Annotated in this window: 14 protein-coding genes; 5 read left to right on the forward strand and 9 right to left on the reverse strand. The window is 66.6% G+C overall.

Going from position 1 to position 16441, the window contains the following annotated elements:
- Together G3N99_RS19185 and G3N99_RS19190 are read right to left on the reverse strand one after the other, a co-directional pair.
- Nucleotides 1–687 (reverse strand): thioredoxin family protein (locus tag G3N99_RS19185; protein ID WP_206123199.1); only part of this gene is annotated, 687 nt, incomplete at its 3' end.
- 272 nt (nucleotides 688–959) lie between these two features.
- Nucleotides 960–1460, reverse strand: a complete 501-nt coding sequence (locus G3N99_RS19190) for a GNAT family N-acetyltransferase (RefSeq protein WP_206123200.1) — start codon at nucleotides 1458–1460, stop codon at nucleotides 960–962.
- A gap of 583 nt (nucleotides 1461–2043) precedes the next feature.
- Here G3N99_RS19190 and G3N99_RS19195 point away from each other — a divergent pair.
- From G3N99_RS19195 to G3N99_RS19205, 3 genes are all read left to right on the forward strand, one after another.
- Nucleotides 2044–4389, forward strand: a complete 2346-nt coding sequence (locus tag G3N99_RS19195) for a phospholipase C, phosphocholine-specific (protein ID WP_206123201.1) — start codon at nucleotides 2044–2046, stop codon at nucleotides 4387–4389.
- A 244-nt stretch (nucleotides 4390–4633) separates the two neighbouring features.
- Entirely contained in the window at nucleotides 4634–4903 is a 270-nt protein-coding gene (locus tag G3N99_RS19200; protein ID WP_011353737.1) for a hypothetical protein, read from the forward strand.
- A gap of 154 nt (nucleotides 4904–5057) precedes the next feature.
- The gene (locus G3N99_RS19205) at nucleotides 5058–6053 is read left to right on the forward strand and encodes a DedA family protein/thiosulfate sulfurtransferase GlpE (protein ID WP_174940662.1); all 996 of its coding nucleotides are present in this window, start codon (nucleotides 5058–5060) and stop codon (nucleotides 6051–6053) included.
- Between the two features lie 54 nt (nucleotides 6054–6107).
- On the opposite strand, the gene G3N99_RS19210 is transcribed toward G3N99_RS19205, so the two are convergent.
- The 7 genes from G3N99_RS19210 to G3N99_RS19240 form a co-directional block, all read right to left on the reverse strand.
- Nucleotides 6108–7568 carry an OprD family porin gene (locus tag G3N99_RS19210; RefSeq protein WP_089441403.1) on the reverse strand — a complete coding sequence of 487 codons (1461 nt, stop codon included), beginning with the start codon at nucleotides 7566–7568 and terminating at the stop codon, nucleotides 6108–6110.
- Nucleotides 7569–7733: 165 nt separating this feature from the next.
- On the reverse strand, nucleotides 7734–8753 hold the full coding sequence (locus G3N99_RS19215; protein ID WP_206123202.1) for an oligopeptide/dipeptide ABC transporter ATP-binding protein: 1020 nt from the start codon (nucleotides 8751–8753) through the stop codon (nucleotides 7734–7736).
- Nucleotides 8750–9742 carry an ABC transporter ATP-binding protein gene (locus tag G3N99_RS19220; RefSeq protein WP_206123203.1) on the reverse strand — a complete coding sequence of 331 codons (993 nt, stop codon included), beginning with the start codon at nucleotides 9740–9742 and terminating at the stop codon, nucleotides 8750–8752. The genes G3N99_RS19215 and G3N99_RS19220 overlap by 4 nt, the downstream gene beginning before the upstream one ends.
- Before the next feature lies 1 nt (nucleotide 9743).
- Nucleotides 9744–10646 (reverse strand): ABC transporter permease subunit, encoded by a 903-nt coding sequence (locus tag G3N99_RS19225; RefSeq protein ID WP_174940656.1) that lies wholly within the window; start codon nucleotides 10644–10646, stop codon nucleotides 9744–9746.
- 13 nt (nucleotides 10647–10659) lie between these two features.
- Nucleotides 10660–11598 carry an ABC transporter permease subunit gene (locus tag G3N99_RS19230; protein ID WP_011353731.1) on the reverse strand — a complete coding sequence of 313 codons (939 nt, stop codon included), beginning with the start codon at nucleotides 11596–11598 and terminating at the stop codon, nucleotides 10660–10662.
- An 11-nt stretch (nucleotides 11599–11609) separates the two neighbouring features.
- Nucleotides 11610–13220: a peptide ABC transporter substrate-binding protein gene (locus G3N99_RS19235; protein WP_174940654.1), complete on the reverse strand. Its 1611-nt coding sequence runs from the start codon at nucleotides 13218–13220 to the stop codon at nucleotides 11610–11612.
- A gap of 179 nt (nucleotides 13221–13399) precedes the next feature.
- Nucleotides 13400–13981 carry a cupin domain-containing protein gene (locus G3N99_RS19240; protein ID WP_174940727.1) on the reverse strand — a complete coding sequence of 194 codons (582 nt, stop codon included), beginning with the start codon at nucleotides 13979–13981 and terminating at the stop codon, nucleotides 13400–13402.
- A 499-nt stretch (nucleotides 13982–14480) separates the two neighbouring features.
- On the opposite strand from G3N99_RS19240, the gene G3N99_RS19245 reads away from it, so the two are divergent.
- A complete protein-coding gene (locus tag G3N99_RS19245; protein WP_174940653.1) occupies nucleotides 14481–16001 on the forward strand; it encodes an oligopeptide:H+ symporter in 1521 nt (506 codons plus the stop codon).
- A gap of 120 nt (nucleotides 16002–16121) precedes the next feature.
- On the forward strand, nucleotides 16122–16328 hold the full coding sequence (locus tag G3N99_RS41950; protein WP_041493147.1) for a hypothetical protein: 207 nt from the start codon (nucleotides 16122–16124) through the stop codon (nucleotides 16326–16328).
- Nucleotides 16329–16441 lie beyond the last annotated feature (113 nt).

Here is a 16441-nt window from a genome sequence, read left to right on the forward strand (position 1 = left end):
GGCCGACTTCAGCGCGAAGCGCGCCGATTCGGCCTTCGCGCCGGCCGCGCGCGCGCGTTGCGCGAGCGACTGCAGCGTCTCGGCGACGCGATCGGCCTGCACCGGCAGCGCGCCATCGGTATCCCATGAATAGTCGGCCAGCAGGCGCCATTCGTCCGGTGTCAGCGACGCGCCGTTCTTCAGTGCGGTCGCGAGCGTCTGCCGCACCGGATGCGCGGCCGTCATCCCGAGCGACAGCGCCTGCATGTAGCGATCGAGATCGGCTTCGCCCGGCAGCCGCGTCACTTCGGTGCCATCGGGACGGAACAGGATCATCGTCGGATAGCCGTGCACCTTGAAACGCTCGCCGAGCTTCTGCGCGCTTTCGGTATCGCCGTCGAGATACACGGGCACGAAGAACGACGAGCGGGTCTTGAATGCCTGCTGGCTGAAGATCGTCGACTTCACCTGGTTGCACGACGGGCACCACACCGCGCCCCAGTAGAGCAGCAGCGGCTTGCCGGTGCGCTTCGCCAACGCGAAGGCGGCGTCGACGTCGCCGTGCTGCCACGCGATGCCGGGCGGCAGGTGTGCGCCGTCAGGCGACGCGCTTGCCACCGGGGCGCCCGTGGGCGTGGCAGCGGCAAGCGCCGCACCCGCGGCGGCGAGCAGGCAGGCGGCGGTCAGATTCCGGAGAGCGGTTTTCATCGAAGCGGGTCCGTTGAAAGAGACGGTTGCGGGAAGGTGCGGCGTGCGAAGCGGTGGCCGTGAAGTAACAGCCTTGAGGCGATGACGATGAAGCCAGCCGACGTGCAACGCCGCGCATGATCGTTACGGAAATGCGCACGCCGGCCGAGGCGACCGGCAAATCATTCAACGATACGACGGGCACAGCCGACAGAAAACGAACGAATTCTCGAATGAATATGACGCGCGGCATCGCGGCCGCGCGTGCTGTCAGAGACGCGTCGACCGAGCCGTCACTGCCGCGCCTTGATCCGTGCCATGTGATACACGGATTCATGCACGCCATCGCGCAATGCATAGCCCGGCGATTCACCCTCGATCCGGAAGCCATGCTTCTCGTAGAGCGCGATCGCCGCACGGTTGTCGGTGAACACGGTCAGCTCGAGACGCGTGATGTTCAGCCAGTTTTCCGCGAGATCGATCGCAGCCGTGAGCAACCGGCCGCCGATGCCGCGCCCGTGACGCGCCGCGTCGACCATCATGCCGAGCCCCGCCGCGTGGCGCCGGCGCGGATTCTGTTCGGGATGCAGGCCGAGATGGCCGACCACCACGCCATCGATTTCGGCGACGAGGCTCATGCCGTGCTCGCGCGCGCCTTCGAGCCGCTTCTGCCATTTTTCGAACGACGGAAACGGATGCTGCAACGTATTCGCGTACACGGTGGGATGCGCGGCGATCTGCCGGATCGCGTCGACGTCGTGCGTCTCGCTGTGCCGGATCTTGATGTCGGTCATGGGTGGGCCGGTTCCGAAAAGTCGCGCCTGTCGCGCGGACTGCGCACATGCGCAGCAACAGATCGAGCTTATCCGATTTCACGCATTTGAAACATGGGCGTCATGCGATGCCGTTGCCCCCGCAACGACACGCGATCACGCTACGCCACGCCGCCGCGAACCGGAAAAATCTGACCGGTTCCGCACACTGCAATCGGTAATTCCTGACTCGCTTCCATCGCGCATCGCTCTCCGATCAATCGTTGCGCACGCAACGTCACGCGAGCGACATGCGATGTCATGTCTTCATCACGTCGACGTCACGTCGTCTCCCTAGACTGGGCGCCGCCCAACCCGGCATGCGCCGGGCCGGTGTGTGCCGACGTCCTGCCCCGCGCATCACGAGCGCGCGTTGCACAGGAGCGCGGCGACGGCCAGGGCATCCGCGCGACACCACGCATCGCGCGCGATGCGCGCACCTCCGCCCTGCGCGGCCGACGCACTCGAACGCACACGCCGCGCAACTCGTCGTCCCAGGGGGGCGATGCACGGGCGCCGCCAGACGAAGTCACGAACGCTCCCATCATCACAGGACCCGAACGCCATGACGTCACGCCGTAAATTCCTTCAGCAGACCGCCACTTCCGGCCTCGCCGCCGCCGCGCTGTCCGCGTTTCCGCCAAGCATCCGCCGCGCGCTCGCGATTCCCGCGTTTCACGAAACGGGGACCATCAAGGACGTGAAGCACGTCGTGCTGCTGATGATGGAGAACCGCGCATTCGACAGCTACTTCGGCACGTTCAAGGGCGTGCGCGGTTACGGCGACCGCTTCGCGGTGCCGTCGCCGAACGGCCGCAACGTGTTCTACCAGACGTACACGAAGCCGACGCCCGCCACCACCGTCACGCCGTATCACCTCGACGCGAGCCAGGGCAACGCGCAGCGCGCGGGCGGCACGCCGCACACGTGGGCCGATGCGCAGGCCGCGTGGGACCACGGCCGGATGAACCGCTGGCCCGACGCGAAGACGCCGCTGTCGATGGGCTACTACGACGCGGCGGAAGTCCCGTTCCAGCGCGCGCTCGCCGATGCGTTCACGCTGTGCGACCACTACCACTGCGGGATGCACACGGGCACGATCGCGAACCGCCTGTTCTACTGGAGCGGCACCAACGGCCCGAACGGCATCAGCCCGGCCGACGGCAGCCGCGTGAAGATCGCCGCGCTGAACAACCAGTTCAACGGCGGCAACGACATCGGCCCGTCGAGCCAGGGCTGGACCTGGACCACCTACGCCGACCGGCTGCAGCAGGCCGGCGTGAAATGGAAGGTCTACCAGAGCCTGATCGACAACTTCGGCTGCAACGAGATGATGAGCTTCCGTCACTGGCGCGCGGCGATCGAGCAGATGCCGCCCGCGCGCCGACCCGCATACGTCGCGTCGACGGACATCACGCAACCCGTGACGGCGGCCGGCGCGTTCTACGATCCGGCGATCGACGATCCGCTGAGCCCGCTCGCGAAGGGGTTCGGCAACACGATGCCGTACGGCTTCCTCGAATCGTTCCGCGACGATATCCGCAACGGCACGCTGCCCGAGGTGTCGTGGATCATCCCGCCGTCCGTGTACAGCGAACACCCGGGGCCGTCGAGCCCCGCGCAAGGTGGCTGGTACGTGCAGGCGGTACTCGATGCGCTCACGGCGAACCCGGAGGTGTGGAGCAAGACCGTGCTGCTGGTCAACTACGACGAGAACGACGGCTTCTTCGACCACCTGCCGTCGCCGGCCGTGCCGTCGCGCAACGCCGACGGCACGCTCGCGGGCGGCCATACGCTGCGGGATGCCGACGTCGCCGCCGAGTACCACGACTTCACGCCGGCCACGTCGAGCCAGCCGGCAATCGACGGCCGTCCGTACGGCCCGGGCCCGCGCGTGCCGATGTGGGTCGTGTCGCCGTGGAGCCGCGGCGGCTGGGTCAACTCGCAGGTGTTCGACCACACGTCGACGCTGCTTTTCCTCGAAAAGCGCTTCGGCGTCGCGGAGCCGCAGATCAGCGCGTACCGCCGCGCGGTGTGCGGCGACCTGACGAGCGCGTTCAACTTCCGCTCGCCGAACAACGAACCGCTGCCGACGCTCGCAGGCCATACGACCAAAAGCCAGGTCGACGCGCTGAGCGCCGCGCAACAGGCCGCGCCGAAGATCGTGCCGCCGGCCGCGCCGTCGCTGCCCGCGCAGGCCACCGGCGTGCGCCCGTCGCGCGCGCTGCCTTACGAACTGCATGCCAGCGCGCATACCGATGCCGGCAACGGCACGGTCACGCTGAAGTTCGCGAACACGGGCCGCGCCGCCGCCGTGTTTCACGTCTATGACAAGTTGCACCTCGACCGCCTGCCGCAGCGCTACGTCGTCGAACCGGGCAAGACGCTGCACGGCGACTGGGCCGCGCGCGCCGACAACGGCGGTAAATATGACCTGTGGGTGCTGGGCCCGAACGGCTATCACCGCCGCTTCACCGGCGACCTCAGCCGCCTGGCCGGGGCACGCGCGCCCCATCCGGAAGTTCGCGTCGGCTATGCGGGCGCGAGCGGCAACCTCCACCTGAAGCTGCGCAACCACGGCGGCGGCTCGGTGCGCTTCACCGTGAAGTCGAACCAGGTCTACGGGCCGCTGTCCGGGCACGGCGCGCACGACGATCGCGGTCATGGCCACGGCAACGAGGACGGCAACAGCCAGGGTCGCGGCCACGGTACCGGTACCACGTGGACAGTCACGGTGCGCGCCGGCGACCAGGCCGAGCTGCACTGGAAGCTCGACTCGACCGGCCACTGGTACGACTTCATCGTCACCGCGGACAGCGACGCGAGTTTCTCGCGCCGCGTCGCCGGCCGCGTCGAAACCGGCCGCCATTCGGTCAGCGACCCGGCGATGGGGCTCGCCGACCGCTTCTGATGCCGCCGCGGCGACCCGCGTTCACCGCGTGTCGCCGCCCGGGCCGGCCCGGCCGCGGCTGCGCCCGATTCGCCGCAAACGCCCGCCCCGCGCGGCTCAAACATCAGAAGGATCCATGCTTCAGCCCTCATTTCGCCCCACGAAAATGCTCTGAATTGCGGCCCGTTCGCGTTAAACTGCGTCAAGCTGTATTCAACAAAGACATCTTCGCCACTACGGCATCCACGATACGAGGATAGGTTCGATGCGCACTACCGGCTCATCCGGGGCAATGACCCTGCTCACCGAACACGACCCGGCCGACGGCCGCGAATTGCGCTCGCTCCGGCTCGAAGCAACCGGCGACGGCAAGAGCGTGCTGCTGATCGAGATCGACGAACGCAAGCCCGGCATCCACCGCGAAGTCCGCTACGAGATCACGCCGGCCGAGCTGATCGCGGCGATCCGCTCGCACGGCGCCGAACTCCCCGGCGAAAACCACGGCGCCGCGTCGCTGGCCCGCACCTCCTCCTGATTCCGAGCGGTGAGCCGCGCGCACAGCGCCGGCTCACCGACATCTCCCTGCCGCCGTCAGGCGCTTTGCGTTATTCCCTCCGCTGACTTGAAAAAGGCCGATAATCGGCCCATCTGCGTGCCTTCCGCACGCGTTTCCTTTTCGGCCAGCCGTCATGCTCCTCCGTGACCTCGTCGCCCAATACGGGCCGCTTCTCGTCTTCGCCAACGTGCTCGCCGCGGCCATCGGGCTGCCGGTGCCCGCGATGCCGACGCTCGTGCTGTTCGGCGCGATGTCTGCGATGCATCCGGCGATGATCGGCTCGCAACTGGTCACGGTGGTCGTGCTGTCGGTGCTCGGCGCACTGATCGGCGATACGGTCTGGTACCTCGCCGGCCGGCGCTTCGGCGGCACGACGCTGAAGACGATCTGCCGGCTGTCGCTGTCGCGTGACAGCTGCGTGAAGAAAACCGAACGCTTCTTCGGCCGCTACGGCGTGCGCGTGCTCGCCGTCGCGCGCTTCATTCCGGGGCTGTCGCTCGTGTCGGTGCCGATGGCCGGCGCGTTCGGCACGCGCTATCGCACGTTCGTCGGCTACGATGCGCTCGGCGCCGCGCTGTGGACGATCGTCGGGCTGATGGTCGGGCTGATGTTCGCCCGCCAGATCGACTGGCTGTTCGCCGGTGCGGGCCAGCTCGGCCGCGTGGCGCTGCTGGCGGCCGTCGCGGTGCTCGCGGTGTATGCGGCGATCCGCTGGATGCGCCGCCGCGCGCTGATCCGCCAGCTCGCGAGCGCGCGGGTCGGCGTCGACGAACTCGACGCGATGCTGCGCGATACGTCCGCGCCGGTGGTCCTCGACGTGCGCTCGCCCGAGCACCGCAAGCTCGACCCGTTCACGATTCCCGGTGCGCAGTTCGCGGACGAACGCCAGATCGGCGACATCGTCGCGCGCTATCCGTTCTCGCAGAAGTTCGTCGTGTACTGCTCGTGCCCGAACGAGTTCACGGCCGCGTTGATGGCGAAGCGCCTGCTCGACGCAGGCTTCACCGATGCGCTCGCGCTGCGCGGCGGCCTCGACGCATGGCGCGATACGGGCCGCCAGCTCACGTCGCTCGTGGAAGACATGCCCGCTGCGAACGATCCGGTCGCGGGGCTGCACAAGCCGGCCTGATCGTTTCGATCGAAGGCCGGCCGTGCGGTGCGGGGGCGCATGCGCCCCCTTCGATCAGAACGCGTGCAGCGGCAGGTTCACGACCAGACGGTACTCGGTGTTCGTCGCGTCCGAGTAGTGTGCCGAACCGGCGTGCCACATCGCGATGAACGTGACCTTCGTGTCCTTCAGCTTGCCGCTCTGGAACGTGTACGACGGGATGAAGCCGAACTCGTGGTGACGGCCCTGCACCGGCGCGCCGTTGCTCCAGTAGATGCTCGACTTGCTCGGGTCGTTCGCCGCACCCGCGCTGCCGTCCGCACCCCAGCCCGTGACGCCCCAGACCATCGCCTTGAAGCCCGGCAGGCCCGCTTCCTTGCCGTAGAACGTGTAACGCAGCTGCAGCGACTTTTCGTGCGGCGCGTTGTAGTCGACGTCCATCGAGTTGGTCAGGAAGATGCCGTTCGTTTCGTTCAGGTAGTCGAAGAACTGGTCGCCGAGCACCTGCTGGAAGCCGAGCAGCAGCTCGTGCGGGCCGTGCTGCGCAGCCAGCGACAGGCTGTATGCGTTGTTGTTGATCTTGCCTTGCAGCGCATCGCCCGTGTCGTGCGTCGAGTAGACGTTACCGAAGCCCGTCCACTTGATCGTCTGCGGGCTGCCGATGCTGTGCTTCACCGACGCGTAGTACTGGTGCCACACGTCGTCGGCCTGGTTCGCGTACAGCGCGACTTCGCCGTTCGGCGAGTAGTCCCACGTGCCGCCGACATACGACAGGCGGTTGATGCGCGTGCCGCCGTATTGCGTCGTCAGGTTGGTGAGCGTCGTGTGACCGCGCGCGTCGGTCTTCGTGAAGCTACCGGCCTCGAGCATCACGTTCTTGAATTCATTGCTGACGAGGGTCGCACCGAGGAACGTCGGCGGCAGCGCACGGTTGTCGTGCTGCTCCATGAACGGGTTGTCGACGGCCTGCAGACCGTACTTGACCACCGTGTTCGAGATGCGCGCCTTCACGTCGTAGATGCCGGGATAGGCCCATGCGAGCTGGTTGCCGCCACCGCCGCCCTTCGCGATGTGCACCATGCTGCCGGCGCCCTGGCCGCCGTCGAGCTTCAGCGCCGCATACAGCGATGCGTCGAAACCGATACCGATCAGGCCGGTCGTGTAGCCCGACTCGAAGTTCGCCATCGCGCCCTGGACCCACGCGTGACGATGCGGCCCGCCCTTGGCGTCGAGCACGTCCGCATAGTTGCGGAACAGGAAGTTGAGGTGGCTGTCGGCAATGAAGCCCTTCGACTGCGACTGAGCCGACGGCTCGTCGGGCGGCGTGACGGCCTGGTTCGCTTCGGCGTTGATGACGGCGTTCGGGGTCGTTGCCTGCGCAACGGTCGTGCCCGGTGCGGCCTGGGCGACCGTCAGCGGGGCGGGGGCCGCGTCGTCGGCGTGTGCGACGCCCGTCAGCGAGACACCGGCGAGTGCCGGCAGCCCCCATGCAAGCAGCATTTTCGATGCCGTCCCGATCGTCTTCTGTTTTTTCATCGTAATTCTCGTCTTGTGTTGATATCGTCCACGCCGGTTGCGATCCGCGCCCGGCCCCCCGGCACGCCCGGTTAAGGACGTGCCTGTACCCGCGGCGCGAAGATCGTTCGCGCCGCACCTACCCCTGTTGACCTGCCTTGGTTATGTTTGCTGCGTCACTTCAGCTCACGCCACACCCGCGCGGATGCACGCGACACGCGCGGCCGACCCCTGCCGAACTTCCGGCAGCGGCACGTCCTGCGCGCACGCTTCGATCGCGACCGGACAGCGCGTGCGGAACGCGCAGCCGGACGGCGGGTTGAGCGGCGAGGGCATCTCGCCCGCCAGCAGCATCGGACGGCGAGCACGCTCGCGCGCCGGCTCCGGCGTCGGCGCCGCATCGAGCAGCGCCTTCGTGTACGGGTGTTGAGGCACGCCGTACACGTCATGCCGCGTGCCGAACTCCATCACGCGGCCGAGATACATCACGAGCACACGCTGGCTGATGGCCTTCACCACCGCCAGATCGTGCGCAACGAACAGATAGGACAACGACAGTTCGCGTTGAAGGTCGCGCAGCAGGTTCACGATCTGCGCCTGGATCGACACGTCGAGCGCCGATACGGGTTCGTCGCAGATCACGAGCTTCGGCTCGCCGATCAGTGCGCGTGCGATGCCGACGCGCTGGCACTGCCCGCCGGAAAATTCGTGGGGATAACGCAGCAGGTGATGCGCGTTCAGGCCAACGCGTTCGAGCATCGTGACGACGCGGCGGCGCACCTCGGTGCGGCCGAGGCTGCCCTGGTGCGTGACGAGCGGCTCCGCGACGACCTGCTCGATCGTCATGCGCGGATCGAGCGACGCGAGCGGATCCTGGAAGATCATCTGCACTTCGCGCCGCATCGTGGTGCCGCGCAGGTGATCGGGCGTCACGGCTTCGCCGCGCCATTTCACCGTGCCGGCCGTCATCGGCACGAGGCCGATCAGCGCGCGTGCGAGCGTCGACTTCCCGCAGCCCGATTCGCCGACGAGCCCGACCGTCTCGCCGCGCTTCACGTCGAACGACACGCCGTCGACGGCGCGCAGCGTGCCCTTCGGCGACCACGGATAGCCGCCGAGCGGCACGCGAAAATGCACTTTCAGACCGTCGACGGACAGCAGCGTGTCGTCCGTCGCGCCGGCATTACGGCGTTCATTGACGCTCATCGCAGACCTCCCGTCAGATCGGCCACGGGACGGTGGCACGCGCGCACCGCGCCCACGGCGCCATAGGTTTCGAGCGCGGGGCGCGCCGCGCCGCAACGTTCTTCCGCATACGTGCAGCGCTTCGCGAACGCGCAGCCGGCCGGCGCGGTGCCGGGCATCGGCGGGTTGCCGGGAATCGCGACGAGCGGCGCATCGTCCGCGTCGGTCAGGCGCGGCAGCGCGTTGAGCAAGCCGATCGTGTACGGATGCGACGGCGCCGCGAAGATCGACTCGGCCGGCGCGTATTCGACGGTGCGGCCCGCATACATGACCATCACGTCGTCCGCGAGGCCCGCGACCACGCCCATGTCGTGCGTGATCAGCACGATCGCCGTGCCGCGCTCGCGGTTCAGCTCGCGCAGCAGGTCGATGATCTGTGCCTGCACGGTCACGTCGAGCGCGGTGGTCGGCTCGTCGGCGATCAGGATTTCCGGCTCGGACAGCAGCGCCATCGCGATCATCACGCGCTGGCGCATGCCGCCCGAGAACTCGTGCGGATACATGCGGATGCGGCGTGCCGCGTCGGGGATGCGCACCGATTCGAGCGCCTCGATCGCGCGCTTCGTGGCTTCCTTGCGCGACAGCTTGCGATGCAGCTGCAGCGTCTCGGTCATCTGCCGCTCGATCGTCAGGAACGGATTGAGCGACGTCATCGGATCCTGGAAGATCATCGCGATCCGGTCGCCGCGCACCTTGTTCAGCGCGCGCGAATCCATCTCGAGCAGGTTGTCGCCGCGATAGCGCGCGGCGCCGCTCGTCGTGCCGTTGCCGGCCAGCAGGCCGAGCAGCGCCATCACGGTCTGGCTCTTGCCCGAGCCCGATTCGCCGACGATACCGAGCGTCTTGCCGGCTTCGAGCGAGAACGACACGCCGCTCACGGCGTCGACCGGCGGCGCGTCCTTGCGCGTGAAGCGCACGCCGAGGTTGTCTACTTCTAGCAGTGCACCCATTTCAGCGATCCTTCGGGTCGAGCGCGTCACGCAGGCCATCGCCGACGAAGTTCACGCAGTAAAGCGTCACGCACAGCATGACGGCCGGGGCCAGCAGCAGCCACGGCATCGATTCCAGTTTCTGCGCGCCGTCCTGGATCAGCACGCCCCAGCTCGTCATCGGTTCCTGCACGCCGAGGCCGAGGAACGACAGCACCGATTCGGTCAGCACGATGCCCGGCACCGAGACCGTCGCATACACGACGACCACGCCGAGCAGGTTCGGCACGATGTGGCGCAGCACGATCGACGCCGGCGACACGCCGATCGCGCGTGCCGCATCGACGAACTCGCGGTTGCGCAGCGACAGCGTCTGGCCGCGCACGACCCGCGCCATGTCGATCCACGAGAACGCGCTGATGGTCAGCACGACCAGCATGAACGAGCGGCCGAACAGGGTCATCATCAGGATCGCGATCAGCAGGTACGGGATCGCGTACATCATGTCGACGATGCGCATCATCACGGAGTCGACGCGGCCGCCCGCGAAGCCCGCGGTGGCGCCCCATGCGACGCCGAACAGGCCCGACACGAGCGTGCCGAGCAGGCCGACCTCGATCGACACGCGGCCGCCGATCAGCGTACGCACCAGCAGGTCGCGGCCGAGCTCGTCGGTGCCGAACCAGTGCTGGTTCGCCCAGGTCGGCGGCAGGCTGATCGAGCCCCAGTCGCTCGCGGCGGGATCGGCCGCGAGCAGCCACGGGCCGACGAAACACGTGAGCGTGATCAGCACGAGCAGCACGAGGCTGAACACGGCCGCACGGTTGTGAAGGAAGCGCGCCATCGCAAGCGCGAGCGGCGAGCGCGAACGCGGCGGCGAGTCGGTCTGCACGGGCAGGCCGACGACAGGAGTAGTCGGAGTCATCGCTGTGCCTCGATCAATAACGGATGCGCGGATCGAGCCACGCGTACGCGAGGTCGACCAGCAGGTTGAACAGCACCGCGCAGACGGTCGTCAGCACGACGAGGCCGAGCACCAGCGTGTAGTCGCGGTTGATGGCGCCGTTCACGACGAGCTGCCCGAGCCCCGGCAGCGCGAACACCGATTCGGTGACGACGGCTGCGGTGATCGACGAGATGCAGACCGTGCCGAACAGCGACACGACCGGCATCAGCGCGGGCTTCAGCGCGTGGCGCAGCACGATCGTCGAGCCCGGCAGGCCCTTCGCGCGTGCGGTGCGGATGTAGTTGCTCGACAGCGTCTCGATCATCGAGCCGCGCATCACGCGTGCGAGCAGCGACATGTTGATGAAGGTCAGCAGCACGATCGGCAGCAGCCGGTACTGCCAGCCGCCGTCGCCCCAGCCACCGGCCGGCAGCCAGCCGTTGCCCGACGATGTCTTCAGCAGGATCGCGAAGATCCAGACGAGCACGGGGCCGAGCACGAACGGCGGGATGACGTTGCCGAAGTTGCCGATCAGCATCACGAAGCGGTCGATGAAGCTGTCGCGGCGCACGGCCGCGACGGTGCCGAGCAGCACGCCGCACCCGATCGAGATCGGGATCGACACGCCGCCCACGCCGAGGCTCACGGGCAGCGCCTTCTTCACGAGATCGTTCACGGACCAGTCGACGTAACGGAACGACGGGCCGAGATCGCCGTGCAGCAGCGCGTTCAGGTACATCAGGTACTGCTTCCACAGCGGCTCGTCGAGGTGATACTTCGCGTTCAGGTTCGCGAGCGTTGCCGCGGACAGCTGCTTCTCCGTATCGAACGGGCCGCCGGGCGTGAAATGCAGGAGCAGGTAGCAGACGGTGACGACCGCGAGGATCGTCGGCACCGCCCACAACGTGCGCCTCAGTGCGTAGGCCAGCATGATCGCTCCGCTCAGTGCTTGATCAGGTACATGTCCTGCGAAGCACGCATGTCGATCACGTTCTTCAGCGAGTAGCCGCCCACGTAGGGCTTCACGAGACGGTCCGCCGAGTACTGGAACAGCGGCACCATCGGCGTGTCGTTCATCGCCGTGTCGTGCGCCTGCGTGAGCAGCGCGGCGCGCGACTTGTCGTCGAGCTTCTGGTTGCCGTCTTCGACGTACGTGTCGACCTGCTTGTTGCAGTAGCCGACGGTGTTCTGCGAGCTGCCGCAGCGGATCAGGTCGAAGAAGGTCATCGCGTCGTTGTAGTCGGCGAACCAGCCGTCGCGCGCGATCTGCACCTTGCCGTCATGCCGCTCCTTCATCAGCACCTTGAACTCGACGTTCTCGAGCTTCGTGTTGATGCCGAGCTTCGTGCGCCATTCCGACGCGGTAAACAGCGCAACCTTCTTGTGCAGGTCGTTGGTGTTGTACGTCAGCGTGAACGACAGCGGCTTCGCGTCCGAGTAGCCGGCCTGCTTCAGCAGGCCCTTCGCGGCCTCGATGCGCTTGGCCATCGGCCACGACGCCCATTCCGGCGTGAACGGCTGCACGCCCTTCGTGCCGTTCGGCATCAGGCCGTACATCGGCTTCTCGCCGGCCTGCGTGAGCTTCGACGTCAGCACGTCGCGATCGATCACCATCGACAGCGCCTGGCGCACGCGCTTGTCCTTCAGCGCCGGGTCGCTGTTGTTCAGGTAGTAGTAGTAGGTGGCGAGCTGCAGGCCCGGGCGGAGTTCGCCGCCGAACTGCTTGCTGACCTGCTGGAAGATGCCCGACGGGATCGAGTAGCTGTAGTCGATCTGGCCGGCCTGGTACATGCGCATCGCCGTTTCGTCGCTTTCGATCGGCAGGAACGTGACCTTGTTGATCACGACCTTCGACGCGTTCCAGTACTTCGCATCCTTCGTCACGACGATGCGGTTGTTCGGCTGCCAGTCGACGAGCTGGTATGCACCGTTGCTGACGATGTTGCCCGGGCGCGTCCACGCGTCGCCGAACTTCGCGACGACGTCCTTGTTCACCGGCACGAGCGGCGCCATGGCGGTCAGCTCGGGGAAGAACGCGACGGGCACGTCGGTCGTCACCTCGAGCGTGTACGGATCGACGGCGCGCACGCCGAGCGTCGACGGCGCGGCCTTGCCCGCGATGATGTCCTTCGAGTTCTTCACGAACTCGACGAGGATCGTGTATTTCGAGCCCGTCTTCGGATCGACGAGGCGCTGCCACGAATAGACGAAATCGGCGGCCGTCACCGGCTGGCCATTGCTCCACTTCGCGTCACGGCGAAGCTTGAAGATCCACGTCGTCGGCGTCTTGTGTTCCCACGACAGCGCGACACCCGGCACGACCTGGCCGGCTGCATCGATGCGGGCCAGCCCTTCGAACAGGTCGAGGCCGATCGTGTTGCCGGTCCACGACTCGATGTGCGCGGGGTCGAGCGATTCGACCTCGGCGGGCACCTGTCGCGTCAGGTCCTGTTGAGGAGCGAGCGCGACGTTCGACGGAACGGTAACGGCGTGGGCGGCAGGCGTCAGGGCGAGCGCGGCCAGCACGGCCGACATGGCATGCAAGGATTTCATCGTGGCTGTCTTGAGAAGGGTTGTTCGGTGAGCGTCGCGCGGCGGATGCCGCGGATTACGCTTGAGACGCTGACGGGTGCAGCGATTGAGGAGGCCCGTGATTCTCGTATTGCATTTTAGTATTCCTTACGTTTCTTTCGACAGGCATTCCGTCTTCGAAACGAAGGAATACCTGTGCGTTAGAACAGCCTCGGTGTACCGACCCAGACCACCACCGACTCGATCTTCGCGGTGTTGACCCAGCTGTGCGGGACCGTCGACTGATAGTGCGAGCTGTCACCGGCCTGCAGGACGAACGTCTTGCCTTCCAGCGTCAGCGACACTTCCCCTTCAATCACATACAGGAACTCCTCTCCTGCATGTGTCGTCACCTCCGACCGCTTCTGCCCCGGCGGCATCCTCACGAGGATCGCCTCCAGCTGGCGCCCTTCGGATACGTTCGTCAGCCGCGCGAACAGGTTCGCCGAATCGGCAAACCCGAAGAAGCGCAACTGCTCGCCTCGGCAAACCGAGCGTTCCTCGCTCGGCGTATCCACAAAGTACTGCACCGTCACACCGAGCGCGTGCGCGATACCGGCCAACGATGTCAGCGACGGCGACGCGAGCCCGCGTTCGACTTGAGACAGAAACGGCTTCGAAATCCCCGCGGCGGTAGCGGTGTCGTCGAGCGTGCGCTTGAGTCGTTGGCGCAACGCGCGAATCTTGCTGCCCAGTGCGGCGGTAGCGTCTGCAGACCGCGAGTTTTCAGTGGGGGGAACCATAGCAGGCCGAAAAGTGATCGTCAAAAAATGTTTGATGGAAAATAACTAAGTTAGAACGATATAGCTTAGTCTTCGGGTTCGCACACGTCTTCGGTGTTGAGCCCGGTGCACTAAACGGGACACGAAGCGAGCGAAATGACGCGCTATCTTGCCAGACTCGCCGGCTTCACAGGCAAGCTGCAAGCGGCTCTCCGGGAATCTTCGGATAGCCGGCGCGAAAGCTTACAACTAGATGATGAGACGAATGTTCCTGAAAGCTACTGCCACATTGGGAGTTTCCCTAGGTGGCAGATACGTGACGCACCGGACCGGTAGCCGCTACCATGCGCGCGCCGGTCGGGGCCCCTCCCCGCCACACCAGGCGGAGTCAGACCCCGGCCCGGGCTAACCGCCCGACTGTTCCATCGCCAGCACGAAGCCTACCCGGCCCATTGTGCACCGGCGCCAGTTCGACCCCTAGACGACGCGCGATCCGTGCCGTCCGTTTCAAACGAGATTGATGATGCAACCACCTGTTTCACAAACCCGATCGTTCACGACGGTCTTCCTCATCGAAATGTGGGAGCGCTTCGGCTACTACGGCATGGCCGCGCTCCTGGTCCTCTTCATGGTCGACCGGCTCGGTTTCACCGACAGCCATGCGAACCTGACCTGGGGTGCGTTCACCGCACTCGTCTATGCGGCACCGTCGATCGGCGGCTGGATCGGCGACAAGGTGCTCGGCGCCCGTCGCACGATGATCATCGGCGCGTCCGTGCTGTGCGCCGGCTACCTGATGCTGTCGGTACCGAACGATCACCTGACGTACATGTACGCGTCGCTCGGCGTGATCGTCGTCGGCAACGGCCTGTTCAAGGCCAACGCGGCCAACCTCGTGCGCCGCATCTATGAAGGCGACGACGCGCGCATCGACAGCGCGTTCACGATCTACTACATGGCGGTCAACATCGGCTCGACGGTGTCGATGCTCGCGACGCCGTGGATCAAGGATCACTGGGGCTGGCACGCCGCGTTCGCGGTCTGCTGCGGCGGCATGCTGCTCGCGATCCTCAACTTCATGCTGATGCATCGCACGCTCGCGCACGTCGGCTCGCTGCCGGACGACCAGCCGGTTCGCTGGAAGCGCCTCGGCGCGGTCGCGCTGGGTGGCGTCGGGCTCGCGCTGATCACGCTGTACGTGCTGCAGCACAAGCAGCTCGCCGTCGCCAGCGTGTGGACGGCCGCGTTCGCGATCCTCGCGATCTTCGCGTACATGATCGCGAAGTCGGAGCGCTCGGAGCGTGCCGGCCTGATCGCGGCGCTCGTGCTGATCGGCCAGGTGATCCTGTTCTTCATCTTCTACGTGCAGATGTCGACGTCGCTGACGCTGTTCGCGCTGCGCAACGTCGATCCGCGCTTCATGCTGTTCGACACGACGCTGTTCACGTGGAGCGCCGCGCAGTTCCAGGCGCTGAACCCGATCTGGATCATGCTGCTGAGCCCGGTGCTCGTGTGGGTCTACAACGCCGTCGCGAAAAGCGGCCGTGACCTGCCGGTCGCAGCGAAATACGCGCTCGGCTTCGGCGCGGTGGCCGCGGGCTACCTGGTGTTCACGATCAGCGGCCGCTACGCGATCGACGGCCGCGTATCGTCGTGGTTCATGGTGTGGGGCTACGGCCTCTACTCGCTCGGCGAACTGCTGGTGAGCGGCCTCGGCCTCGCGATGATCGCCCGCTACGTGCCGGCGCGCATGAGCGGCTTCATGATGGGTGCGTATTTCGTCGCGACGGGCGTGTCGCAGTATCTGGGCAGCGTCGTCGCGAACTTCGCGCAGATGCCGTCACACGATCTGCCGGCCACCGAATCGCTGCCGCTGTACCTGTCGCTGTTCGAGAAGCTCGGCTGGCTCGCCGCGATCGGCATGGTGCTCGCGCTGCTGCTGCTGCCGCTGATGAACCGCCTGTCGCGTCAGCACCAGCGTTGTGCAGAAGAGCGCCGCGAAGAAGCGCTGCAGGCGCAGGGCGTCGCCGCCGCGCAGTAAGTAATATCCCTCGGCGTGCGGCCTGCACGCCACATTCTCCCGCCAGTCACGCGAACGCGTCCTACACTGGTTGCAGGAAGCGCATCCGCTTCGCGAGAGGCGCACTGGCGGGAGAACAGAATGAAAAGCAGAACCATGCGGCTCTTGAGAATACTGTCGGACATCCGGCACGCTCAGCGCTGCACCGCGATACGTGCCGCGCGAGCCGCAGCCGAAGCCGACGCAGTACTCGCGGAACGCGACGATCCGGCGCCCGACGAACGCGACGACGCCGAATCCGACGACGCCACCGCTGTTCCCCGCTCCCGTATCGGCTCACCTCACTGACGCCGCGCGCCGCCTCCCGCGCCGCTCATGCGGCCGCGCCGCGCCACCGCGCGATCCACGTTCCCGAACCGGCCACGGCCATCATCAGCCCGAGCGCGCACGCGTCGGCCACG

Origin of the sequence: Burkholderia sp. Ac-20392, assembly GCF_017104585.1 — a bacterium.
In the GTDB taxonomy this organism is placed as follows: Bacteria; Pseudomonadota; Gammaproteobacteria; order Burkholderiales; family Burkholderiaceae; genus Burkholderia; species Burkholderia lata.

Coding starts and splice junctions, on each gene's coding strand:
- G3N99_RS19190 (WP_206123200.1), bottom strand. CDS start 1,460: ATGACCGACATCAAGATCCGGCACAGCGAGACGCACGACGTCGACGCG.
- G3N99_RS19195 (WP_206123201.1), top strand. CDS start 2,044: ATGACGTCACGCCGTAAATTCCTTCAGCAGACCGCCACTTCCGGCCTC.
- G3N99_RS19200 (WP_011353737.1), top strand. CDS start 4,634: ATGCGCACTACCGGCTCATCCGGGGCAATGACCCTGCTCACCGAACAC.
- G3N99_RS19205 (WP_174940662.1), top strand. CDS start 5,058: ATGCTCCTCCGTGACCTCGTCGCCCAATACGGGCCGCTTCTCGTCTTC.
- G3N99_RS19210 (WP_089441403.1), bottom strand. CDS start 7,568: ATGAAAAAACAGAAGACGATCGGGACGGCATCGAAAATGCTGCTTGCA.
- G3N99_RS19215 (WP_206123202.1), bottom strand. CDS start 8,753: ATGAGCGTCAATGAACGCCGTAATGCCGGCGCGACGGACGACACGCTG.
- G3N99_RS19220 (WP_206123203.1), bottom strand. CDS start 9,742: ATGGGTGCACTGCTAGAAGTAGACAACCTCGGCGTGCGCTTCACGCGC.
- G3N99_RS19225 (WP_174940656.1), bottom strand. CDS start 10,646: ATGACTCCGACTACTCCTGTCGTCGGCCTGCCCGTGCAGACCGACTCG.
- G3N99_RS19230 (WP_011353731.1), bottom strand. CDS start 11,598: ATGCTGGCCTACGCACTGAGGCGCACGTTGTGGGCGGTGCCGACGATC.
- G3N99_RS19235 (WP_174940654.1), bottom strand. CDS start 13,220: ATGAAATCCTTGCATGCCATGTCGGCCGTGCTGGCCGCGCTCGCCCTG.
- G3N99_RS19240 (WP_174940727.1), bottom strand. CDS start 13,981: ATGGTTCCCCCCACTGAAAACTCGCGGTCTGCAGACGCTACCGCCGCA.
- G3N99_RS19245 (WP_174940653.1), top strand. CDS start 14,481: ATGATGCAACCACCTGTTTCACAAACCCGATCGTTCACGACGGTCTTC.
- G3N99_RS41950 (WP_041493147.1), top strand. CDS start 16,122: ATGAAAAGCAGAACCATGCGGCTCTTGAGAATACTGTCGGACATCCGG.